The following is a 22,091-nucleotide window of genomic DNA, read 5'->3' as shown; positions in this document are numbered from 1 at the left end:
TTAGTATTCAGTCTATTTTTAATCTCTTTTATCTTGAACCAAATATACTACTTCCAATCCGAACCATTGTACTGCCGCAATCAATGGCTAATTGATAATCGCCAGACATTCCCATTGATAGAGTGTTCAGTTGACAGTTTTCAGTTTTCAGTTTCTTTGATTTATCAAAAATTGATTTTAAATTATCAAATTCTTTTTTTATTTGTTCTTGATTTTCAGTAAATGTAGCCATTCCCATTAAACCAATTACTTTAACATTACTCATTTCTTTAAACTCATCAGAATTCAATAATTCAATCAATTCATTTTCATCTAAACCGAATTTAGTTTCTTCTTCGGCAATGTGAATTTGAAGCAAACAATTGATGTTTTTTCGCCAACGAGCAGCTTGACGGTTGATTTCTTTTAGCAATTTTAGACTGTCAACTCCGTGAATGAGTTTCACATACGGAACCATATATTTCACTTTGTTTGACTGAACGTGACCAATCATATGCCATTCAATGTCTTTTGGCATTTGCTGCCATTTTTCGGTCATTTCTTGGATTTTATTTTCACCAAAAATGCGTTGACCAGCATTGTAAGCTTCCATTAAATCTTCGACAGGCTTGGTTTTGGAAACCGCAACTAATGTAACGTTTGACGGAAGTAGGGATTTTATTTGGAGTAAATTTTGTTGTATTGACATAATTTTTATGGTTTTGTCATTCTGAAAAGAAGGATAACATATTGAACTGTTTCATGTGATTTCTCCTTCGTCGAAATGACAAGTTTGTGTGTAAAACTTCTGAAATCAAAAATCGATAATCATTAATCTAATTTTTTATGAGATTGCTTCGTTCCTCGCAATGACTTAAAGTTCATAAACCATCAATCCACTTCTGAATTTCGGTTCAATGTAAGTGCTTTTTGGTGGCATAATCAATCCGTTGTCTGCCAATGCTTTAATTTCTGAAATATCACTTGGGTAAAGCATAAAGCCAACTTCAAATTCGCCTTCGTCAACCAATTCTTTTATGGTAGCGATGGATTGTTTTCCAGGAATGTATTCAATGCGTTCGTCGTTTCGTAAATCTTCAATACCTAGAAGAGGTTGCAAGACTTTATCGTATAAAATTTGAGCATCGAGATTTTCTAAAATGTTTTCAATTGTGCTTTGTTGTTTGTAAAATAAAGCATAAAAACTTCCGTCGAGATACATCCCAAATTCAAACTTACTTTGCGGTTTCCACAATTCTTGTTCCTTGTCTTTGATGATGAAATGTTCTGAGAGTTTTTCGAGAAAATCTTCTTTGGAATAGCCATTCAAATCACGAATAATTCGGTTGAATTCATAGATTTTGACCTGACTTTCAGCAATTAAGAAACTCATGAAATAGTTCAAATTTTCATTTCCTAAATGTTTGTCTTCATCATAAAGCATTTCTGCTGAAGCCGAACGATGATGTCCATCAGCGATATATAATTCTGGAATATTTTCAAATTGTTTACTTAACCAATTAATTTCTTCATCGGTTTCGATTTTCCAAAGTTGGTGTTTTTCTTTATTTGTGGTGGAATAATTGTATATCGGTACACTTTTTTTCTTTTCAAAAATCCAATTATTCAACACTTCATTGTCGGGATAAGTGATTAAAACTGGTTCGGTATTAAAACCCGTTTGATGCAAATAATCTTTGAAATATTCCACACGATATTGCAACGTGTCTTCGTGTTTTTTGATAATATTGTTTTTATAATCATCGATTGAAGTTCCAGCAACAATTCCAGTAAAAGATTGTGTCTTGGTTTTGATTTCGTATAAAAAGAAAACTGGTTTTTCTTCTTCCATAAAAACACCATCCTCTTTGAAATCTTGGTATTTGTGCGCAACACCTTTAAAACGTTTGTCCAAAGTGATTTTTTGCGAATGCATATACGCAGGATGAATGACGTGTAAAAACGAATATGGATTAAAACTTAACCAAGCAGCAAGTTCCGCCGAACTGTAATCATCATAATTTCTACAAGTTACCAACCCAATTTTATCGGGAGTTGGTCGAACGGCTTTAAAAGGGATAATTTTTGACATCTATCTAAAAAATAACCGTAAAGTTACAAATTTACAGATGCAACATTACGGTTAATTTTAAATTTATGCTTTGTCTAAGACTTGATTTCTTTATTTTTATTAAAATTTGAATTCAAAAGAAAAATTAACGGTATTGATTTCCTCTAATTTTCTTTCAACGCCATTTTTTTTCATTTTAGTAATATCAGACTGCGATTCAAAACCTAATCCAAAGTTCATATTTTTTGCGACACCAAATCGTAGACCAACATTAAAGCCTAAACCAGCATTCCAACCTTGATTTTTATTTTTAAATGTTTCATCGATAGTTTGAATTTCTTCTTTTAAAAGTGTATTGGCATAAACTCCAATTCCACCATAAGCTGAAAGCTTACTATCTAATTGGTTTTCAAGAATAAACATGGAATAATTTAAGTTGATTGGAATTCTTAAATACGATTGTTTTAAAGCATAGCTTTCTCCGCTTGTAACACCGTTTGCATTAAAATCTAATAATCCAACTCCTGTACTTAATGTAGTTCCTGAAGGAAGTCTGTAAAAGAAAAGAATATCTCCAGAGTTAACACTTCCATTCAAATCGACCATTCCGTTTTGAATGAGTTTACCAAAACCAATTTTACCATTCATGTTAAAACCTAATTCCGCTTTTTTTGTTGTTGCTTCCTGTGCGCTAACGCTTAGTGCAAATAACAAAAACAATAGTGTAAATTGAACTTTTTTCATTTTTTTTGATTTTAAAGGTTAAATAAAATTTTAAATTGTTTAATAATTTTTAATTCTTTGAACTGATAATAAAGTTTTTAATTTTTGTTACCCAAGTATCTCTATCGTTTTCACCAACATAAAATTTTAACTCTTCATTTTTTGTTTTAATAATAAAAATATTATGAATGAAGCCTAAGGTATTTTTTGGTTCTACAGTAGTAATTTCATTCAATGGAATTTCAACAAATACTTTTTTTGAATTCAGTTTGTTTGGTTTAAAAGCTATTCTTTTGTTGGTAAGTATAAGTTTGCCTCCAGCTGAAAATGATTTACATTTTAAAGTTGAACCACTTTCATATACAAGATTTTCATCTTTTTCTATACTTATAATGTTTTTTTTAAGAATTCTTTTTGTTAGGATTTCAATAATGATAGGAAAAAGAATACCCATGAAAAGTCCAAAAAAAGTGGCATGAAAAACAAATAACTTTATATTGAACTTTTCACCCATAAAATATCCGAAGACAGCCATGAAAACAGCAAAAAATAATCCTTGCAAGACTGTTTGAATAATCATCAATTTTAAATTCAACTTTACCATGATTTACAGATTTATTTACAATGCAATATTAAAGCTAAGTACAATCTTAAAATTGTAAAATTGAGACAGTCAAAAATTAATCTTCAAAATACCAATAAGTATCTTCCAATCCGAGATGTTGAATTTTTGTCAAAAGTGAATTCGGTGTTTCTTTAGTGATTGATTTAAAGTGTTTTATGAAATGCGCTTGGTCATAATACATACTAAAAAGTGCCACTTCGGTAAGGTTTACTGTGTCTTTATTTTCTTGAAAATAATTGAAAGCTTGTCTAAACATCACCATTTTTCTATATTCTTCAACTGACATAGAAGTATGTTTGTTAAAAAGGCGTAGCAATGATTTTCTGTTTATTTTAAGCTTCTCCGATAGTTCTGAAACTTTAATTCCGCCATTAGAAACAATAATTTCACCAATGGCTTTTTTCAGAATTGATTCATCAAAAGGTTGGATTTTTTTTTCAAAAAAAGCATCAAGAAGTTCCACTTTTTTGTGTATTTCATTTTCTAAAAACACTTGATTCAACACAAGATTAAATTCTTCGCCAAAATGCGGAAAGACATTTATTTCATATGGAAATACATCTTGTATTGATTTTTTTATAAAATGGTTTATTCCCAGTGGATTAAATACAATTCCGATTTTATCAAAAACACCTTCGATACTTACTTTAATATTTTTATCCTTATTAATACAATAGATTGGTTTCAAAAAGAATAATTTAGAAGGTTTTACCATTGACTCATTATCAGATAAAAAAACTTCTGAATTCCTATAAACCGTTAGAGCATGTTTATAGTTAGGATAAAATATAAATTTCTTTTGATACTTTTCGTCAAATGATTTGTGGAAATAATAATAGGAAATATGCCTACTGATTTTTTCTGAAGTAGGTTTGGCTGTTATAAAATTATCTTCTGGATGATTGCTTTCTTTCAAGATAAAATGAAAATAAAGTTGGAAATTAAAGTAAAAATCCAACTTTATTGATTTAGTTGGTTTTTTACTTTAAAAATTGTTTTGAAACCTTTTCCGCTTTTTTGCTTTCGGAATAATCGTAGAAACCTTCTCCCGATTTTACACCCAATTTTCCTGCCATAACCATATTTACTAAAAGTGGGCATGGAGCATATTTTGGATTTTTGAAACCGTCGTACATCACGTTTAAAATAGAAAGACAAACGTCCAATCCAATAAAATCAGCCAATTGCAATGGTCCCATTGGATGTGCCATTCCGAGTTTCATCACGGTATCAATTTCTTCAACACCAGCAACACCGTTGTATAAAGTTTCAATACTTTCGTTAATCATTGGCATTAAAATTCTGTTGGCTACAAATCCAGGATAGTCGTTTACTTCTGTTGGCGTTTTTCCTAATTTTACAGATAAATCCATAATGATTTTAGTCACTTCATCCGAAGTATTGTAACCACGAATAATCTCAACCAATTTCATAATTGGCACCGGATTCATAAAATGCATTCCAATTACTCTTTCTGGATGAACAACTTGTGCCGCAATTTGCGTGATAGAAATAGATGAAGTATTGGTTGCCAAAATCACATTATGGTCGCAAACTTCACTTAATTGTTTGAAGATGTTTAGTTTCAAAGTTACATTTTCAGTAGCAGCTTCAACTACTAAATCACAACCAACAACACCATCTTTGATGTCAGTGTATGTGATTATATTTCCGATAGTTTTGTGTTTGTCTTCCTCGGAAATTGTTCCTTTAGCAACCATTCTATCAAGATTAGAAGCTATAGTTGCCATTCCTTTTTCTAAAGATTTCTCTGAAATATCGATTAATTTTACGTTAAAACCGCTTTGTGCAAAAGTGTGAGCAATTCCGTTACCCATCGTTCCTGCTCCTATTACAGCTATTGTTTTCATTATGTTTGTTTAGTTTGTTTTAATTTTTTTGATAAGATTTCCATTTTCGAAATATAAATCCAGTTTTTTTGTTCCATTTTCATTAAACTGTTCCCAATGTCCATCAGGCAGTCCATTTTTTAAAGTAGATGTACCTTTAATTTTACCATTGTCATGAAAATAATTAGCTGAACCTGAAAATTTACTTCCAATATGTTCTTCGCAGTCTCCATTATAATAAATTCCATTAACTTCTTGAATGTTTTCGTGTAACACAATTTCATCAAAATCTTTATTTCTTCTTTCAGAGCAAGAAATAAAAAATAATACTAGTATAATCAAAAGTCTATTCATCATTTTTATTAAGTATCTCTATTTCTCTTCTAATTTCTTTCAATAGTTGTTCTTCTGTTGGAAGATATAATTGGTATTGACTGGCTAAAATGGAATTGTTGTTTTCTGGTAATGAATATTTTACTACAGCATCGTTTTTATCGGCACAAAGTAAAACTCCAATAGTTGGTTTTTCGTGTGCTACTTTTTCAACTCGGTCATAATAGTTTACATACATTTGTAGTTGTCCTAAATCTTCGTGTGTTAACTTGTGTGTTTTGATTTCAAACAAGACAAAACATTGTAGCAAGCGATTATAAAAGATTAAATCTATAAAAAACTCATCGCCATCCAAATGAATTCGTTTTTGTCTTGCTACAAATGAAAACCCGTTTCCTAATTCTAAAAGAAAGTCTTGCAGATTAGTAATTATGGCTTGCTCAAAATCTTTTTCATAGTAAGCACTTTCTCGTTTTAAACCTAAAAATTCTAAAACTAAAGGATCTTTAATAATTTCATTTGGATTGGTTGGAATTACTTCATTTCTTGCAACAGCCAAAATACTTTCTTTGTCATTACTCAACAATAGTCGTTCAAATAATTGGCTATTAATTTGTCGTTCCATTTGACGAACCGACCAATTATTTTTTACCGTTTCTGCAATATAATATTCTCTTTTGTCTTCATTATCAATACGTAGTAGTAATCTGTAATGTGTCCAACTCAATTGCGAACGCAGTGAGTTCGCAATTGGGAAAGTTCTATAAAATTGACGCATTAATTCTAATTGACGATATGAAAACGCACTTCCATATTCAGGTTGTAGTTGTTCGGAAAGGTACTTTATTAAATAATTACCATAATCTGCTCGGTTTTTTCCTTGCTGTTCTTCGTTAAAAATTCGTTCGCCAATATGCCAATACATAACCGTTCGATGGTGGTCAACCGAACGAATTGCACCTTCTTTTGCTTTCGCAATTAAAGATTTTATTTCATGTATTAGATTTTGGGATAAATTCATTTTTTACTGAAATATTTTAAAACATTAAGATATTAAGTTTCATTAAGTCTTTATTTTTCTAAATTTCTTAATGGTTCAATATTTACTTTTCATTCATACTATCAATAATCATATACGCCACTCGTAAAGCTTCCGTTCCATCTTCCAAAGTTACAATTGGAGTTGTGTTGTTATTGATGGCATCGGCAAAAGTTTCTAATTCGTCCAAAATGGCATTATTTGGGGAAACATCTGGATTGTTGAAGTAAATTTGTTTCTTTTCGCCTTCGGCATTTTGCAAAATCATATCAAAATCGCCCGGAAATTCTGGAGCTTCTTTCATTTTTACGACTTCACAGATTTTATCCAAATAGTCAACAGAGATGTAAGCGTCTTTTTGAAAAAATCGTGATTTACGCATGTTTTTCATAGAAATTCTACTCGAAGTTATATTAGCAACACAACCGTTTTCAAATTCAATGCGAGCATTGGCAATATCTGGCGATTGACTTAAAACGGAAACACCACTTGCGTGAACCGCTTTCACTTTTGATTTTACCACGCTTAAAATTGCATCGATATCATGTATCATCAAATCCAAAACTACAGGAACATCAGTTCCACGCGGATTGAATTCTGCCAATCGATGCGTTTCAATAAACATCGGGTTTTCAATTTGATCTTTTACAGCAATAAACGCTGGATTGAAACGTTCCACATGACCAACTTGGCCTTTTACGTTGTATTCTTTTGCCAAAGCAATGATTTCTAATGCTTCTTCAACTGTTGTTGCAATTGGTTTTTCAATAAAAACATGTTTGCCACTTTTGATGGAAACTTTAGCGCATTTGTAATGCGAAAGAGTAGGAGTTACAATATCTATAACATCAACAGCATGAATTAATTTAGCAATGGTATCAAATTGTTTATACCCAAATTCGGCAGCAATTTTAGCACCGTTTTCGTGGTTTTCATCATAAAAACCAACTAATTCATATTTATCTGATTGATTTAATAATCGTAAATGTATTTTTCCGAGATGTCCAGCACCTAAAACGCCAACTTTGAGCATAAAAATTAATTTTATCAAAAATAGAAATTAATTCATAATTGCGAATTGATAATTGTGAATTTGTTTTCTATTTTTACGAAAATTAATCTAAAAAGGAAATTGCCTCATTCCAAAGAAATTCATGAAAGATACAAGCAAGCACCAAGGACTTCGAAATCAATTAGCTAAACTATTAGAAGAAAAAGGAATAACGGATAAAAATGTTTTGGATGCTATTAAAAAAATTCCAAGACATTTGTTTTTGAATTCCAGTTTTGAAGATTTTGCTTATCAAGATAAAGCATTTCCAATTGCTGCTGGGCAAACGATTTCTCAACCTTATACTGTTGCGTTTCAAACTCAATTACTAGAAGTAAAAAAAGATCATAAAATCCTCGAAATTGGCACAGGTTCAGGTTATCAAACAGCTGTATTAGTTACTTTAGGTGCGAAGGTCTATTCAGTTGAAAGACAGAACGAATTATTTAAAATAACTTCTGCTTTATTACCAAAATTAAATATTCGTCCCAAGCATTTGTCCTTTGGTGATGGCTATAAAGGTTTGCCAAATCATGCGCCTTTTGACAGTATTATTGTTACTGCTGGCGCGCCAATTATTCCGAAACCTTTGATGGAACAATTAAAAATTGGCGGAAGACTTGTAATTCCACTAGGAGAAAAGGAGCAAGTGATGACAATGCTGATTCGCAAAAATGAAACACAGTTTGAAAAACACGAATTTGGAGATTTTAAATTCGTGCCACTTCTAGAAAATAAAAATTAAATCCCTTTAAAACTTCATTTAACATGAAAAAAATCCAAATTTTCTTTTTGTTATTCTCAACAATTATTTTGGCACAAACAGCCGAAAATAAAGTTTGGGATTTATTATTAGCCAATAAAAGAACGGAAGCAAAAAAACTTTTTGATAAAGAATTAGGAAAATCATCCGAGACAAAAATTGAATATTTTCTCCTTGGAAAAATTCTTGAACTTGAAAATGGTAGAATAGATTACGACGAAGCATTTGTGACGACATTCTCAAAATTTCCTGAAAGCAAATATTACTTAACGTCTTTGTTGAAGCAACAATTTATTTTAGATGATATTCAAACTGTTGGTTTTAATGACAATACGTATAAAAAAATTGACGCATTAGCACAATCGGATTTGTATAAAAACGATCCTGTTGTTATTTATTACAAAGCAACAGCCGATAGAAATCGTAAAAACTATGAAGGTTATAATAATTACATCAAACAACTAAATTCGGTGATGAACTGGCAGTTGTGTGGTGCGTTTGAAAACCTAAACGACAGTGGAATTGACATCGAATATGAACCAGAGATTTATCCTAAAAACGATAAATTATTTGATGCTAATAGCAATGGAAAAATTGGTTGGTATAATCCAAAAGTGATGCAAAATGAAGGTTATCATACTTTTTCGAATGAAGATGAATATGGTAACGGAATAATGTATGCTCAAGTTTTTGTTGAAAACCCAACAGAGCAAGATGTGGTTTTTAATTTTGGAATGAGTGCTTCGCTTAAAATATTTGTTAATGATACCGAAGTTTATGTTAATAGCTTAAATAAATTATCTGACTTAAATGCATTTAAACTTAAACTTAAATTACCAAAAGGAATGAATAGAGTAGTGGTTAAATCCTCAATTTCAGTTGGTAATAATTATTTTTTCTTTTCGATAACAGATACTCAAAACAAAAAAATTGAAAGTTTAGTTTATCATAACACTTATAAAGATTACTTAAAATCTAGCCTTCAATCGTTGGAAGTTGAGGAGTTAAATCCAGATTTTGAAAACTATTTAGTTCAAAAAGTAAAAGAAAATCCAACCAACTTATTGTATAAATTCATGCTTTATGATGCTTATATGCACAACAAAAAACTTGAATGGGCATTTGATGTTATGGAAGAACTTGATGTTAAGTATCCAAATAGTTCAATTGTTAAAACGCGGCTTACGGAATATTATGCCTACAAAGAAGATTATGCAAAAGTGAAAGAGATTATTAAGAATTTAGAACTTCAAGATGCGGATTATTTTTACACGATAGCAACCAAAGCACAAGATTCAGATTGGTTAAAAACCGCTAGTATTGCTGAGCTAGAAAAGTATAGAGATAAAGCAAAAAAATTGACAACTCCTGTTTTAGGTTATTTGTATGATTTTTTAATCAATGCTAGAAATGCGAACATTGAAGCAATGATGAAAAATGCAGAAGAAATCATTGGAACTTCGAGCAACAGTGAATTTTATATTACAACATTTGCTCCTTTATATGATTCTCTTGAAAAAAATAAAGAGAAAGCAATAAAAATGTTGGAAGATTTGGTTAATAAAAAAGACAATTTCAATGCTTTATCACAACTTGTGGGTTATTATCAAGCTGCAGATAGAAAAGAAGATGTAAAGAAATTATTTATTGAACGAAAAACTAATTATCCTTATTTTAAAGGTGTTGCGTCGGATTATATCAACATGTTAATTGAAGAGAAAAAGTATCCTGATGCGTTAGTTGAAATTGATAATTCATTAGGCTTGTATCCTTATTCTTTTCAACTTTTAGAACAAAAAGGAAAAGTATATAATTACATGAATAATGTTAAAGAAGCGGAGAAATATATTCGCAAATCTTTAACGCATAATTCTGAAAATAATCAGTTGAGGAAACAATTGTATGATATTACAAAAACACCAGATGAAATTGAAGAAATCGATATTAAAGATAAATACAAAGTAATCAAAGAAAGAAGAAATTCTAAACTTAAAAGTGATTATGGCGTTGTTACCTTGATTGATCAATACATTGTCAACATACTTCCAGAAGGTGGAAGAAAGTCAAAAGTGGTTCTTGTTTATGAAATTATTGATGAAAATGGTATTGAGCAAATGAAAGAGTACAGTTTGAATACATATTCATTAACACTTCAAAAATCTGAAATTGTAAAACCAGACGGAAGTATTGTTCCTGCGGAAGAAGGCTCAGGAACATTGGTTTTTTCAAATCTAGCTATTGGTGATGTTATCTATATTGAGTATGAATCGTATAGTAATTCAACAGGACGATTTTATAAAGACTTTAATTTAGATTGCTATTTTAACAGCACGTATCCAACAGTTGAAGCCATTTTTGCGATTATAAATCCTGAAGATGTTAGTTATTCAACTAAAATATTTAATGGAAATATTACTCCAGTTGTAAAGAAAATAAACAATAAAACTTGTACTATTTGGAAACGAACTAATGTTCCAGCGATGCCATTATTAGAACCGTATTCAAAAAACTTTTCCGATTTAACGAATACAATCAATGTTAGTTCCATAAAATCATGGAAAGAAATTTCGAACTGGTATGCCGATTTGGTTAAAAAAACATTGACTTTAGATAAAATCACAAAAAACACTTTTGATCAAATTTTTCCAAATGGTGTAACTGGTTTATCTGAAGAAGTAATTGCAAAAAAAATCTATTCCTATATTGAAGAAAACATAAAATATAGCTCGCAAGATTTTAGGCAAAGTGGTTATGTACCACAAAAACCATCAAAAACGATTACAACAAAATTGGGCGATTGTAAAGATGTTTCGACTTTATTCGTTGCTTTTTCTCAATTAGCAGGATTAAAATCAAATTTGGTTCTAGTTTCAACCAACGAAAATAGTTCACACATGATGTCGTTGCCATCAAAAGATTTTAATCATTGTATCGTTAGAACTTTTATTAACGGCAAAGCATTTTTTCTAGAATTAACCGATAAATTTTTACCATTCAAATCAATGCCGATGTCATTGTATAAAGCAAATGCTTTAGTGATTTCTTTTGATAAAACTGAAAACGAAAAAGCATCAATTATTGAAATTTCACCTGAAAATGCTACTGTAAATTCATTACATACTACAAGCACAGTAACAGTTACGGATAAAGAAATTAATTTTGTAAACAATCGAAAAATAGTTGGTGCCAACAAATCCTATTACAATGAATTGTTTTCAAGTTCAACAACAGAAGATGTTCGCAAAAAAGATTTAGAAGAACAATACAACACAAAACTCAAAAAAGGAGTAAAATTATTATCGGCTAAGTTGATTAAAAATGAAACTTTTGATGATTCTATTGAATTTGAAACTCAATTGCAGATTAGTGAAAAAATTAAAAGCGTAGGAAGTTTAAAAATAATCGATATTCCTTTTATTGATAAGGTTTACACCAGAGATGTAATTGCGCAAGAAACTAGAAACTACGACATAGATTACGCTTCGTATGAAAACAATCTAGATTATAACACCACAATTATATTAAACATTCCAGAAGATAAAAAATTTACAGAAGTTCCGGAAAACAAGACGTATCAATACAAAAATCACAATTATACAATTTCATTTGAGTTAGTAAAACCAAACTCATTAAAAATAACTCGAGTGGTAAAAGTATCTTGGGATAATGTTAGTATTTCTGAATATCCAGAATTCAAAAAATATATTGAAGATGTATTAGCTAATGAAGAACAAGTGGTTGGTTTTAAATAAAGTAATTGTTTTAATAAATAAAAAATGGGGTTTTCTAACCCCATTTTTTATTTATATTATTTACTTTTTATTTTTCCTTATATTTGATTAATGCGTCTTTCAAAATTGCAACAGAACGAATTAAATCTTCTTTTTTCAATACATAAGCAATTCTAATTTCATCAAGTCCAACATTTGGAGTTGAATAAAAACCTGCAGCTGGAGCAACCATAACTGTTTCTCCATTATTATCATAGGTTTCAAGAAGCCATTTTGCAAAATCATCAGCACTCTTTACAGGAAGTTTTGCTATGCAATAAAAAGCACCTTTCGGGGTAGCAACTTTTACACCTTCAATTTTATTTAACTCTGAAATAAGCGTGTCACGCCTTTCTTTATATTCATTGATAACATCGTCAAAATAACTTTGAGGAGTATCTAATGCTGCTTCACTGGCAATTTGCGCATAAGTTGGTGGACTTAATCTTGCTTGAGCAAATTTCATTGCTGTTGACATTACCTCTTTATTTTTTGAAACAATACATCCAATTCTTGCTCCACACATACTATATCTTTTGGAAACAGAATCAATCATAATAGCATTTTCTTCAATTCCAGGAACATTCATAACAGAGAAATGCTTATCGCCATCATAAATAAATTCTCGATAAACTTCATCAGCAATTAAGAATAAATCATGTTTTTTTACTATTTCTGCCAATTGATAAATTTCTTCTTTTGAATATAAATATCCTGTTGGATTTCCTGGATTACAAATAAGAATTGCTTTTGTTTTTGGAGTAATCAATTTTTCAAATGCCGAAATTGGCGGTAATGCAAATCCTTCATCAATTGTAGAAATCACAGGAACAACTTTAACTCCTGAAGCTGTAGAAAAGCCATTGTAATTTGCATAAAATGGTTCTGGAATAATGATTTCATCATCAGTATCCATTGTACTTCCCATAGCAAAAAGCAATGCTTCTGAACCACCAGTTGTAATTATGATATCAGCAACTTCAATTGGTAAACCGTGAGTTTTGTAATAAGCTGAAAGTTTTGTTCTATAACTCTCAAAACCAGCTGAGTGGCTATATTCTAAAATTTTAATATCATTGTTTTTTATTGCATTCAAAGCAACCTCTGGAGTTTTAATATCTGGCTGACCAATATTTAGATGATAAACTTTATGTCCTTTTTTCTTTGCTATTTCTGCATAAGGAACTAATTTTCTTATTGGAGATTCAGGCATTTGTTGCCCTTTTTGAGAAATTTTCGGCATGATTATTATTTTATAATTTACAAAATTGCGATATTTTTTTTTGCTAAACAATAATTAACTTCAATTTAAAAAATGTTAAATAGATAAGATATTTTTATTTTTCTTAAATTAGCTAAAATCATTATCAATGTTTAAATCATTCCTATATTTTATTTTATTCTCAACTGCGATAACTTATGGTCAATCAGAGTTTAAATTTGAAAACAATAAAAAGAAAATAGTAATTCCTTTTACACTTATTAATAATCTTGTTTTTGTTCCATTAACTCTAAATGGTGAAGAATTAACTTTTTTATTAGACACAGGAGTTGAACAAACCGTTATCCTTAGTATAGATGAAACTCAAGATTTGCAACTTCACAATGTTGAAACAATAAAATTGAGAGGTCTTGGAAGTAATGAATCTGTTGATGGATATAAATCTTCAAACAATAGAATTGAACTTAACGGTTTTGTGGACACTAAACATGAATTATACATAATTTTAGATCAAGAATTTAATTTTTCTGCTCAAATTGGAATACCTGTTAATGGAATTTTAGGTTATCATTTCTTTAAAAATCATTTAGTTGAAATCGATTATCAACATAAAAAAGTAATAATTTATCGTGAAAAGAGTGTCAAATTATGTAAGAAATTAAATAAAAAATTTCACAAAGACAGTATTTCTATGGAACTTAATAAACCTTACTTAGTCACTGAAATAAAGAATAATGAAAATACAATTAAATCAAAATTGCTCATAGATACAGGCAACAGTGATGCAGTTTGGTTGTTTTCTAATAATCAAAAGAAAATTGCTCCACCAACCAAAAACATAGATGATTATTTAGGTAGAGGTTTTAGTGGTAATGTATATGGAAAAAGAGGTAGAATTCAAAACTTCAAATTTGGAAACAAAACATTTGAAAACCCAATAGTTACTTTTCCCGATTCTACATCTTTAAAAAGTGTCAGTTTTGTTCCTGACAGATTGGGTTCAATAGGAGGTGAAGTCATATCAAGATTTAATGTTTTTTTTGATTATAAAGAACAAGTAATTTACACTCAACCAAATCATAAAATAAATGAACCTTTCAGTTTCAACATGAGTGGAATTGATATTGAACACGCTGGATTAGAATGGGGAACAGAAACGGTTCAAGAAAGAAGCTCTGGAATTAAAATTTACACAGACAAGGACACAAGTTATGAACCAAATTTTAAAATTAAATTTAGTTTAAAACCAATTTTCAAGATTTTTAATGTTAGGATAGAATCAGAAGCAGAAAAAGCTGGTCTCAAAAAAGGAGATAAAATTATCCGAATTAACGGAACTCACGCTCATAATTTAAGTATTGAAAGAATAAACAAACTTCTCAAAGAAGAAGATGGTAGAACGATAATTTTTGAAGTAGAGCGAAATGGTAAAAATCTAAAAATTAGGTTTCCACTTAAAAATATTCTATAAAAAAAGCTCCGAAAATTTTCGGAGCTTTCATTTTTTATTGCATCAGCATCGGACTGGTATTCTTCTTTTCTAATAAATTGACAACTGGTTTCACAATCACTTCACCTTTAATTTTCAATGCAACACGACCTTCATCATAATTGACAGCGTTAGATTCAACCGTAATCGTTTTTCTAATCGGACCAGGATTCATATTGTATTTCACTTCAATTTTACCCGTTTTTCCTGGTTGAATAGGTTCAGTAGGTTTACTCGGCACAGTACAACCACAACTGCTTTTTACGTCAGTAATAATTAACGGCGCATCACCAGTATTAGTAAACTCAAAAACACGCAAACCATTGTCATCTTCCTTATTAACAGTACCATAATCAATAGTATTGTCTTTATCTTTGAACTCAATTTTAGCACCACTTTGTGCAAAAACTGCACTACCAAAGACAACAAAAGCTAAGAGTAAATATTTTTTCATAGGTTAAAAATTTTAATATTTGGTTTCTGTAAAAATACTTCGTTTAAATTAATACACAAAAATTTAATTCTTAATTTTTTCTAAAGTACATATTAACTACTTTTGCAAATCAAATTACAAAAAGCATACCATGTTTTTTTTGGAGCGTATCGTTCGGGAACTTTTGTAATCCATTTTCCCGCTTTCCGTTTCAATCTCTTCGAGGATTTCCACTTCAATCGGGGCTAAAAGATAAACGAATTGCGTATTTGTAATCTGAAGTAAAATTAAAAATCAAATATCTAATCCAGATATAAAATAAAAATATGATACCAGCACAATTCAATGCCAAAGAAGTAGAAAAAAAATGGTACGACTACTGGATGAAAAATAACTATTTTCATTCAAAACCCGACCATAGAAAACCATATACCATAACCATTCCACCGCCAAACGTAACTGGAGTTCTTCACATGGGACATATGTTGAACAACACCATTCAAGATGTTTTAATTCGTCGTGCACGTTTAAAAGGTTTCAACGCCTGTTGGGTTCCAGGAACCGATCATGCATCCATTGCAACCGAAGCCAAAGTGGTAGCCAAACTAAAAAGCGAAGGAATTAACAAAAGCGATTTAACCCGCGACGAATTTCTAAAACACGCCTACGATTGGACCGATAAATATGGAGGAACAATCCTTGAACAACTAAAACAGTTAGGATGTTCATGCGATTGGGATAGAACCAAGTTCACGATGGACGCAGACATGTCAGCTTCGGTTATAAAATCATTCGTAGATTTATACAACAAAGGACAAATTTATCGTGGCTACCGAATGGTAAATTGGGATCCAGAAGCAAAAACAACATTATCAGACGAAGAAGTAATCTTTGAAGAAAGACAAGGAAAACTATATTTCATCAATTACAAAATAGAAGGTTCTGAAGATTTCTTGACCGTAGCTACAACGCGTCCAGAAACTATTTTTGGTGATACCGCAATTTGTATCAATCCAAACGACGAGCGTTTTTCTCATTTAAAAGGAAAGAAAGCTATCGTTCCTGTTTGCAACAGAGTTATCCCAATTATTGAAGACGAATATGTAGATGTAGAATTTGGAACGGGTTGTTTAAAAGTTACGCCAGCTCACGACATGAACGATAAAACGCTAGGAGAGAAGTATAACCTAGAAATCATCGATATTTTCAATGAAGATGCTACGTTGAATACTTACGGATTGCATTATCAAGGAAAAGACCGTTTTGTAGTTCGTGAAGAAATTGCAAAAGAATTAGAAACCATCGGTGCTTTATCAAAAACAGAAACACATCTTAATAAAGTTGGAACTTCCGAAAGAACCAAAGCCGTAATCGAACCAAGACTTTCTGATCAATGGTTTTTAAGCATGGAAGAATTGGTAAAACCAGCCATAAAAGCTGTTTTAGAAACCGAAGAAATTAAATTATATCCAAGTCGTTTTAATAATACGTATCGTCATTGGTTAGAAAATATCCGTGATTGGAATATTTCGCGCCAACTTTGGTGGGGACAACAAATTCCTGCCTATTATTATGGTGATGGAAAAGAAGATTTTGTTGTTGCTGAAAATATTGTTGATGCACTTGAACTTGCAAAAGTAAAAACTGCCAACTCAAATCTGACTACTGAACACTTAAAACAAGATGCAGATGCACTTGACACTTGGTTTTCCTCTTGGTTATGGCCAATAGCCGTTTTTGGAGGAATTCTTGAACCAGAAAACGAAGATTTCAAATACTATTATCCAACGAATGATTTAGTAACTGGACCAGATATTTTATTCTTTTGGGTTGCTCGAATGATTATTGCTGGATATGAGTATACTGGTGAAAAACCTTTTACTAATGTATATTTAACAGGTTTGGTTCGCGATAAACAACGTCGTAAGATGTCTAAATCGTTAGGAAACTCGCCTGAGCCATTAGAATTAATTGAAAAATTCGGTGCTGATGGAGTTCGTGTTGGATTGTTATTGAGTGCTTCTGCAGGAAACGATATTATGTTTGACGAAGAATTATGCAATAACGGTAAAGCTTTTGCAAATAAAATATGGAATGCTTTTCGATTGATTAAAGGTTGGGAAGTTGCCGATATTCCTCAGCCTGAAAGCTCAATGGTTGCTATTGAATGGTATGAAGCAAAATTGCAGAAAACCTTAGTTGAAATTGAAGAGAATTTCGAAAAATATCGTTTGTCTGATGCATTGATGGGAATTTATAAATTGGTTTGGGACGATTTCTGTTCGTGGTTTTTAGAAATGATAAAACCTGCATATCAACAACCAATTGACCGCGCTACATTTGACAAAGCTATCGAAATGCTGGAAGCTAATTTGAAATTATTGCATCCTTTTATGCCGTTCTTGACGGAGGAAATTTGGCAACATATCACGGAAAGAACTCCAGAACAAGCCTTGATTATTGCGGAATATCCAGTTTTGAAATCATTTGATGAAAAATTAATTGCTGATTTTGATTTTGCAGCCGAAGTTATTGCTGGTGTTCGTACCATTCGAAAAGAAAAGAATATCGCCATGAAAGAGGCGATAGATTTAAAAGTGGTAAATAACGAAAACGTTTCAACTTATTTTGATAGTGTAATTATGAAATTAGGCAATATTACTTCTTTAGAATATAGCACCGATAAAATCGATGGAGCATTGACTTATCGTGTAAAATCGAATGAATATTTTATTCCAGTTTCAGGAACAATCGATGTGGCTGCAGAAATTGCTAAACTCACAGAAGAGTTAAAATATACAAAAGGATTCTTAAAAAGTGTTCAAGTTAAATTAGCAAATGAAAAGTTTGTTTCTGGAGCGCCAGGTCAAGTTATAGATAACGAGCGTAAGAAAGAAGCTGATGCTCTTGCAAAAATTACTACTATAGAACAAAGTTTAGCTAGTTTGCAATAGTTTTGGTTAAAAGTAAACAATAAAAAAATCCTATCAAATTGATAGGATTTTTTATTATAAGTAAGTTAAATAAGGTTGTACAAACGTTTTATTTTACTTTTTTCACAACAGCTTTAAAAGCTTCTGGATGATTCATAGCTAAATCAGCTAATACTTTACGGTTCAATTCGATACCGTTTTTCTTAACTAATCCGATGAATTGAGAGTAACTCATTCCTTCTAGTCTAGCTCCAGCGTTAATACGTTGAATCCATAATGAACGGAAGTTTCTCTTGTTTTGCTTTCTATCTCTGTAAGCATAAACCATTGCTTTTTCAACTGCGTTTTTAGCAACTGTCCAAACGTTTTTACGACGACCAAAGAAACCTTTGGCTTGCTTCATTATCTTTTTTCTTCTTGCTCTTTTAGCAACTGAATTTACTGATCTTGGCATAATTTTCTTGTGTTTTTGTAGCAGGCGTTCCGAATTTAATCAAGGAAACTTACAGCCATACTCCAAGGTTATTAAATAATTTTTTAACCTAAAGAATTCTAAAAGCTTTTGGCTATTAGATAATTCTTAATTGTTGTTTAATGCTTTTTTCATCTGTTTTGTGAACCAAAGCAGAATGTGTTAAAGCTAATTTACGCTTTTTAGATTTTTTTGTCAAAATGTGACTTTTAAAAGCGTGTTTTCTCTTGATTTTTCCAGAGCCAGTTACTTTGAATCGCTTCTTAGCACTGGATTTTGTTTTCATTTTAGGCATAATTCCCAAATTTATTTAAATTTAACTTACTTACTTTTTTTCTTAGGAGCAATGAACATAATCATTCTCTTTCCTTCTAACACAGGCATTGCTTCAACTTTCCCATATTCTTCCAAATCTTGAGCTAAACGCAATAATAAGATTTGTCCTTGTTCTTTATATATAATTGAACGACCTTTAAAAAAGACAAAAGCTTTTAACTTAGAACCTTCTTTCAAGAATTTTTCAGCGTTTTTTCTTTTAAATTCATAGTCATGCTCATCAGTTTGAGGACCAAAACGAATCTCTTTCACAGTGATTTGCGTAGATTTTGCTTTTAATTCTTTATCGCGTTTCTTTTGTTGATAGATAAATTTTCCATAATCCATAAGCTTACATACCGGTGGATCAGCATTTGGAGAAATCTCAACTAAATCTACTTCTTGCTCTTCGGCTAATCGTAAGGCTTCGGAAAATTTAAAAACACCAGGTTCTATATTTTCTCCTACCAGACGTACTTCATTTACTCCACGAATTAAATTGTTTATTCTGTGGGCTGCTGTTTTTTCTACTCGAGGTTGGTAACCTCTGTTGTTTCTAATTGCTATGGCTTAATTATTTTAGTTAAACTTCAAATGTTTTCAATGTTTTGGAAATTTCTTCGTTAACAATTTTTACAAATTCTTCAATTGTTACCGTTATATTTCCTTTTCCTTCTTGACCGTGACGACGAACAGAAATAGTTCCATTTTTTTCTTCTTCCTCACCAACTATAAGCATAAATGGCATTTTTTGCACTTCTGCCTCACGAATTTTTCTTCCAATTGTCTCGTTGCGGTTGTCAATTAGGGCGCGAATTTCGTGATTTTCTAGCAATTCTAAAACTTTTTTCGCATAATTTTCATATTTCTCACTCAAAGACAAGATTATAGCTTGCTCTGGCATTAACCAAAGCGGGAAATTTCCTGCTGTGTGTTCTAATAAAATTGCAATAAATCTTTCCATTGAGCCAAAAGGTGCTCTATGAATCATAACTGGTCGGTGTAACTTATCATCTGCACCTTTATAAGTCAATTCAAAACGTTCAGGTAAGTTGTAATCCACTTGAATTGTTCCAAGTTGCCAACTTCTACCCAAAGCATCTTTTACCATAAAGTCTAATTTCGGACCATAAAAAGCAGCTTCACCATATTCAACAACAGTATTTAAGCCTTTATCCGCTGCAGCATTGATAATAGCATTTTCTGCTTTTTCCCAATTTTCGTCGCTACCTATATATTTATCTCTATTTTCTTGATCACGTAATGAAATTTGAGCGGTAAAGTTTTCAAATCCTAACGAACCGAATACATACAATACAAGGTCGATTACTTTTTTGAATTCGCTGTCTAATTGATCTGGCGTACAAAAAATATGAGCATCATCTTGAGTAAATCCACGAACACGAGTTAAACCGTGTAATTCTCCCGATTGTTCGTATCTGTAAACAGTTCCAAATTCAGCATAACGTTTTGGTAAATCTTTGTAAGACCAAGGTTTTGTGTTGTAAATTTCGCAGTGATGCGGGCAATTCATCGGCTTCAACAAAAACTCTTCACCTTCAGCTGGAGTTGTTATTGGCTGGAAACTATCAGCACCATACTTTGCATAATGTCCAGATGTTACATAAAGTTCTTTCTGTCCAATATGTGGTGTAACAACTTGCTCGTAACCTGCTTTCTTTTGAGCTTTTTTCAAAAATTGCTCCAATCTGTCGCGCAATGCAGCACCTTTTGGTAACCATAAAGGCAAACCTTGACCAACTTTTTGTGAAAAAGCAAATAAATCTAATTCTTTTCCAAGTTTTCTATGATCTCTTCGTTTGGCTTCTTCTAATAGTTCAAGATAATCAGTCAAATCCTTTTGTTTAGGAAAGGAAATTCCATAAACACGAGTCAATTGTTTGTTTTTCTCGTCACCACGCCAATAAGCACCAGCAACGCTCATGATTTTCATTGCTTTAATAATACCTGTATTAGGTATATGTCCACCACGACACAAGTCAAAGAAGTTAGCATGATCACAAAACGTAATTGTACCATCTTCTAAATTTGATATTAATTCAGTCTTGTATTCGTTATCTTTATAAGTAGCTAATGCTTCTGCTTTTGAAACAGCACGCATCTTAAATTCATGTTTCTCTCTAGAAATTTCCAAAACTCTATCTTCGATAGCTTTAAAGTCAGCATCAGTTATTTTATTGTCTCCAAAATCCACATCATAATAAAACCCATTATCAATTGCAGGTCCAAGAGTCAATTTAATACCATTGTATTTTTCTTCCAAAACTTGAGCCATAACGTGAGAGGTAGAATGCCAAAAAGCTTTTTTACCCTCTTTATCATTCCATGTATATAATATGAGTGAACCGTCGGTCGTCAATTCCGTCGAAGTTTCTATAGTTGTACTATTAAAAGCAGCCGAAATCACGTTTCTTGCTAATCCTTCACTGATGCTTTTTGCAACATCCATTGGAGTCGAACCATTTACGAGCTCCTTAACCGAACCGTCAGGTAGAGTAATCTTTATCATTCCTTAATTTTTATGGATTGCAAATATAGGAGATTAGCAAAACACTCACAATACATGCGTCCAATAATATAGTAAAATAAAGAGCGAAACATTAGGTATTATTATTTGACAACATTCCCGCTGTCCACTTCAATCTTTTTTTTTTTTTTTTGGTAATGAATGCCAGAAAGAGGTCTTTAGTTAATAAAAACAAAAAGGATTTACATTTCCATCGGGGCTAATGGAGTTTCTTTATTACTGTTTGGGAGAAATCGCGCATATATTTGATGGTATATCAACCACTTAAGAAAAAGGCAAAAAAAAGGTTAAAAAATATTTGGATTAGGGGATAAATAGTTTTTATATTTGCACCCCGCAATAGGGAGTTCATTGATATTTTTACTGACAGGAGATTATTAAAAATAATTTTAAAAAATATTTTCAAAAAAGCTTGTTTGGTAAAAAGAAATGCTTACTTTTGCACCCGCTAAACGAAAGAATAGCGATATAGAAT

General features: G+C 31.4%; 19 protein-coding genes. 4 read left to right on the top strand and 15 right to left on the bottom strand.

What is annotated here, in order from left to right; genetic code table 11:
* Positions 1-28: 28 nt before the first annotated feature.
* From BC748_RS13005 to BC748_RS12965, 9 genes are all read right to left on the bottom strand, one after another.
* Entirely contained in the window at positions 29-688 is a 660-nt protein-coding gene (locus tag BC748_RS13005) for a YggS family pyridoxal phosphate-dependent enzyme (RefSeq protein ID WP_133533928.1), read from the bottom strand.
* A 165-nt stretch (positions 689-853) separates the two neighbouring features.
* A complete protein-coding gene (locus BC748_RS13000; RefSeq protein ID WP_133533927.1) occupies positions 854-2,071 on the bottom strand; it encodes a DUF1015 domain-containing protein in 1,218 nt (405 codons plus the stop codon).
* 99 nt (positions 2,072-2,170) lie between these two features.
* Positions 2,171-2,794, bottom strand: coding sequence for an outer membrane beta-barrel protein (locus BC748_RS12995; RefSeq protein ID WP_133533926.1), 624 nt, complete (start codon positions 2,792-2,794; stop codon positions 2,171-2,173).
* Positions 2,795-2,843: 49 nt separating this feature from the next.
* Positions 2,844-3,377, bottom strand: a complete 534-nt coding sequence (locus tag BC748_RS12990; RefSeq protein WP_133533925.1) for a GRAM domain-containing protein — start codon at positions 3,375-3,377, stop codon at positions 2,844-2,846.
* 76 nt (positions 3,378-3,453) lie between these two features.
* Positions 3,454-4,356, bottom strand: coding sequence for a helix-turn-helix domain-containing protein (locus BC748_RS12985; RefSeq protein ID WP_133533924.1), 903 nt, complete (start codon positions 4,354-4,356; stop codon positions 3,454-3,456).
* A 22-nt stretch (positions 4,357-4,378) separates the two neighbouring features.
* A complete protein-coding gene (locus BC748_RS12980) occupies positions 4,379-5,269 on the bottom strand; it encodes a 3-hydroxyacyl-CoA dehydrogenase family protein (protein ID WP_133533923.1) in 891 nt (296 codons plus the stop codon).
* A 9-nt stretch (positions 5,270-5,278) separates the two neighbouring features.
* Complete coding sequence (locus BC748_RS12975; RefSeq protein ID WP_133533922.1) at positions 5,279-5,605, bottom strand: toxin-antitoxin system YwqK family antitoxin; 327 nt, start codon at positions 5,603-5,605, stop codon at positions 5,279-5,281.
* The gene (locus BC748_RS12970) at positions 5,595-6,602 is read right to left on the bottom strand and encodes a PDDEXK nuclease domain-containing protein (RefSeq protein ID WP_133533921.1); all 1,008 of its coding nucleotides are present in this window, start codon (positions 6,600-6,602) and stop codon (positions 5,595-5,597) included. Before BC748_RS12970 ends, BC748_RS12975 begins: the two co-directional genes overlap by 11 nt.
* Before the next feature lie 82 nt (positions 6,603-6,684).
* Complete coding sequence (locus tag BC748_RS12965) at positions 6,685-7,653, bottom strand: Gfo/Idh/MocA family protein (RefSeq protein WP_133533920.1); 969 nt, start codon at positions 7,651-7,653, stop codon at positions 6,685-6,687.
* Between the two features lie 121 nt (positions 7,654-7,774).
* On the opposite strand from BC748_RS12965, the gene BC748_RS12960 reads away from it, so the two are divergent.
* Positions 7,775-8,416, top strand: coding sequence for a protein-L-isoaspartate(D-aspartate) O-methyltransferase (locus BC748_RS12960; protein ID WP_133533919.1), 642 nt, complete (start codon positions 7,775-7,777; stop codon positions 8,414-8,416).
* A 23-nt stretch (positions 8,417-8,439) separates the two neighbouring features.
* Positions 8,440-12,186, top strand: coding sequence for a transglutaminase domain-containing protein (locus tag BC748_RS12955; protein ID WP_133533918.1), 3,747 nt, complete (start codon positions 8,440-8,442; stop codon positions 12,184-12,186).
* 67 nt (positions 12,187-12,253) lie between these two features.
* Here the strand turns inward: BC748_RS12955 and BC748_RS12950 are convergent, their stop codons facing one another.
* On the bottom strand, positions 12,254-13,447 hold the full coding sequence (locus BC748_RS12950) for a pyridoxal phosphate-dependent aminotransferase (RefSeq protein WP_133533917.1): 1,194 nt from the start codon (positions 13,445-13,447) through the stop codon (positions 12,254-12,256).
* Between the two features lie 127 nt (positions 13,448-13,574).
* Between BC748_RS12950 and BC748_RS12945 the strand changes: the two genes are divergently transcribed.
* Positions 13,575-14,897 carry a pepsin/retropepsin-like aspartic protease family protein gene (locus BC748_RS12945; RefSeq protein ID WP_133533916.1) on the top strand — a complete coding sequence of 441 codons (1,323 nt, stop codon included), beginning with the start codon at positions 13,575-13,577 and terminating at the stop codon, positions 14,895-14,897.
* Between the two features lie 34 nt (positions 14,898-14,931).
* On the opposite strand, the gene BC748_RS12940 is transcribed toward BC748_RS12945, so the two are convergent.
* Positions 14,932-15,369: a DUF1573 domain-containing protein gene (locus BC748_RS12940; RefSeq protein WP_133533915.1), complete on the bottom strand. Its 438-nt coding sequence runs from the start codon at positions 15,367-15,369 to the stop codon at positions 14,932-14,934.
* Positions 15,370-15,674: 305 nt separating this feature from the next.
* Between BC748_RS12940 and BC748_RS12935 the strand changes: the two genes are divergently transcribed.
* Entirely contained in the window at positions 15,675-18,302 is a 2,628-nt protein-coding gene (locus tag BC748_RS12935) for a valine--tRNA ligase (protein ID WP_162846474.1), read from the top strand.
* Positions 18,303-18,390: 88 nt separating this feature from the next.
* Here the strand turns inward: BC748_RS12935 and rplT are convergent, their stop codons facing one another.
* The 4 genes from rplT to thrS form a co-directional block, all read right to left on the bottom strand.
* Positions 18,391-18,735 (bottom strand): 50S ribosomal protein L20, encoded by a 345-nt coding sequence (gene rplT, locus BC748_RS12930; protein WP_133533914.1) that lies wholly within the window; start codon positions 18,733-18,735, stop codon positions 18,391-18,393.
* A gap of 115 nt (positions 18,736-18,850) precedes the next feature.
* Entirely contained in the window at positions 18,851-19,048 is a 198-nt protein-coding gene (gene rpmI / locus BC748_RS12925; RefSeq protein WP_011921545.1) for a 50S ribosomal protein L35, read from the bottom strand.
* Between the two features lie 26 nt (positions 19,049-19,074).
* Positions 19,075-19,575, bottom strand: a complete 501-nt coding sequence (gene infC / locus BC748_RS12920) for a translation initiation factor IF-3 (protein WP_211338563.1) — start codon at positions 19,573-19,575, stop codon at positions 19,075-19,077.
* 76 nt (positions 19,576-19,651) lie between these two features.
* On the bottom strand, positions 19,652-21,598 hold the full coding sequence (gene thrS / locus BC748_RS12915; protein WP_133533912.1) for a threonine--tRNA ligase: 1,947 nt from the start codon (positions 21,596-21,598) through the stop codon (positions 19,652-19,654).
* Between the last annotated feature and the right edge of the window lie 493 nt (positions 21,599-22,091).

Source organism: Flavobacterium dankookense, assembly GCF_004362665.1.
Lineage (GTDB): Bacteria > Bacteroidota > Bacteroidia > Flavobacteriales > Flavobacteriaceae > Flavobacterium > Flavobacterium dankookense.
This window is presented reverse-complemented; position numbering and strand designations above follow the sequence as displayed.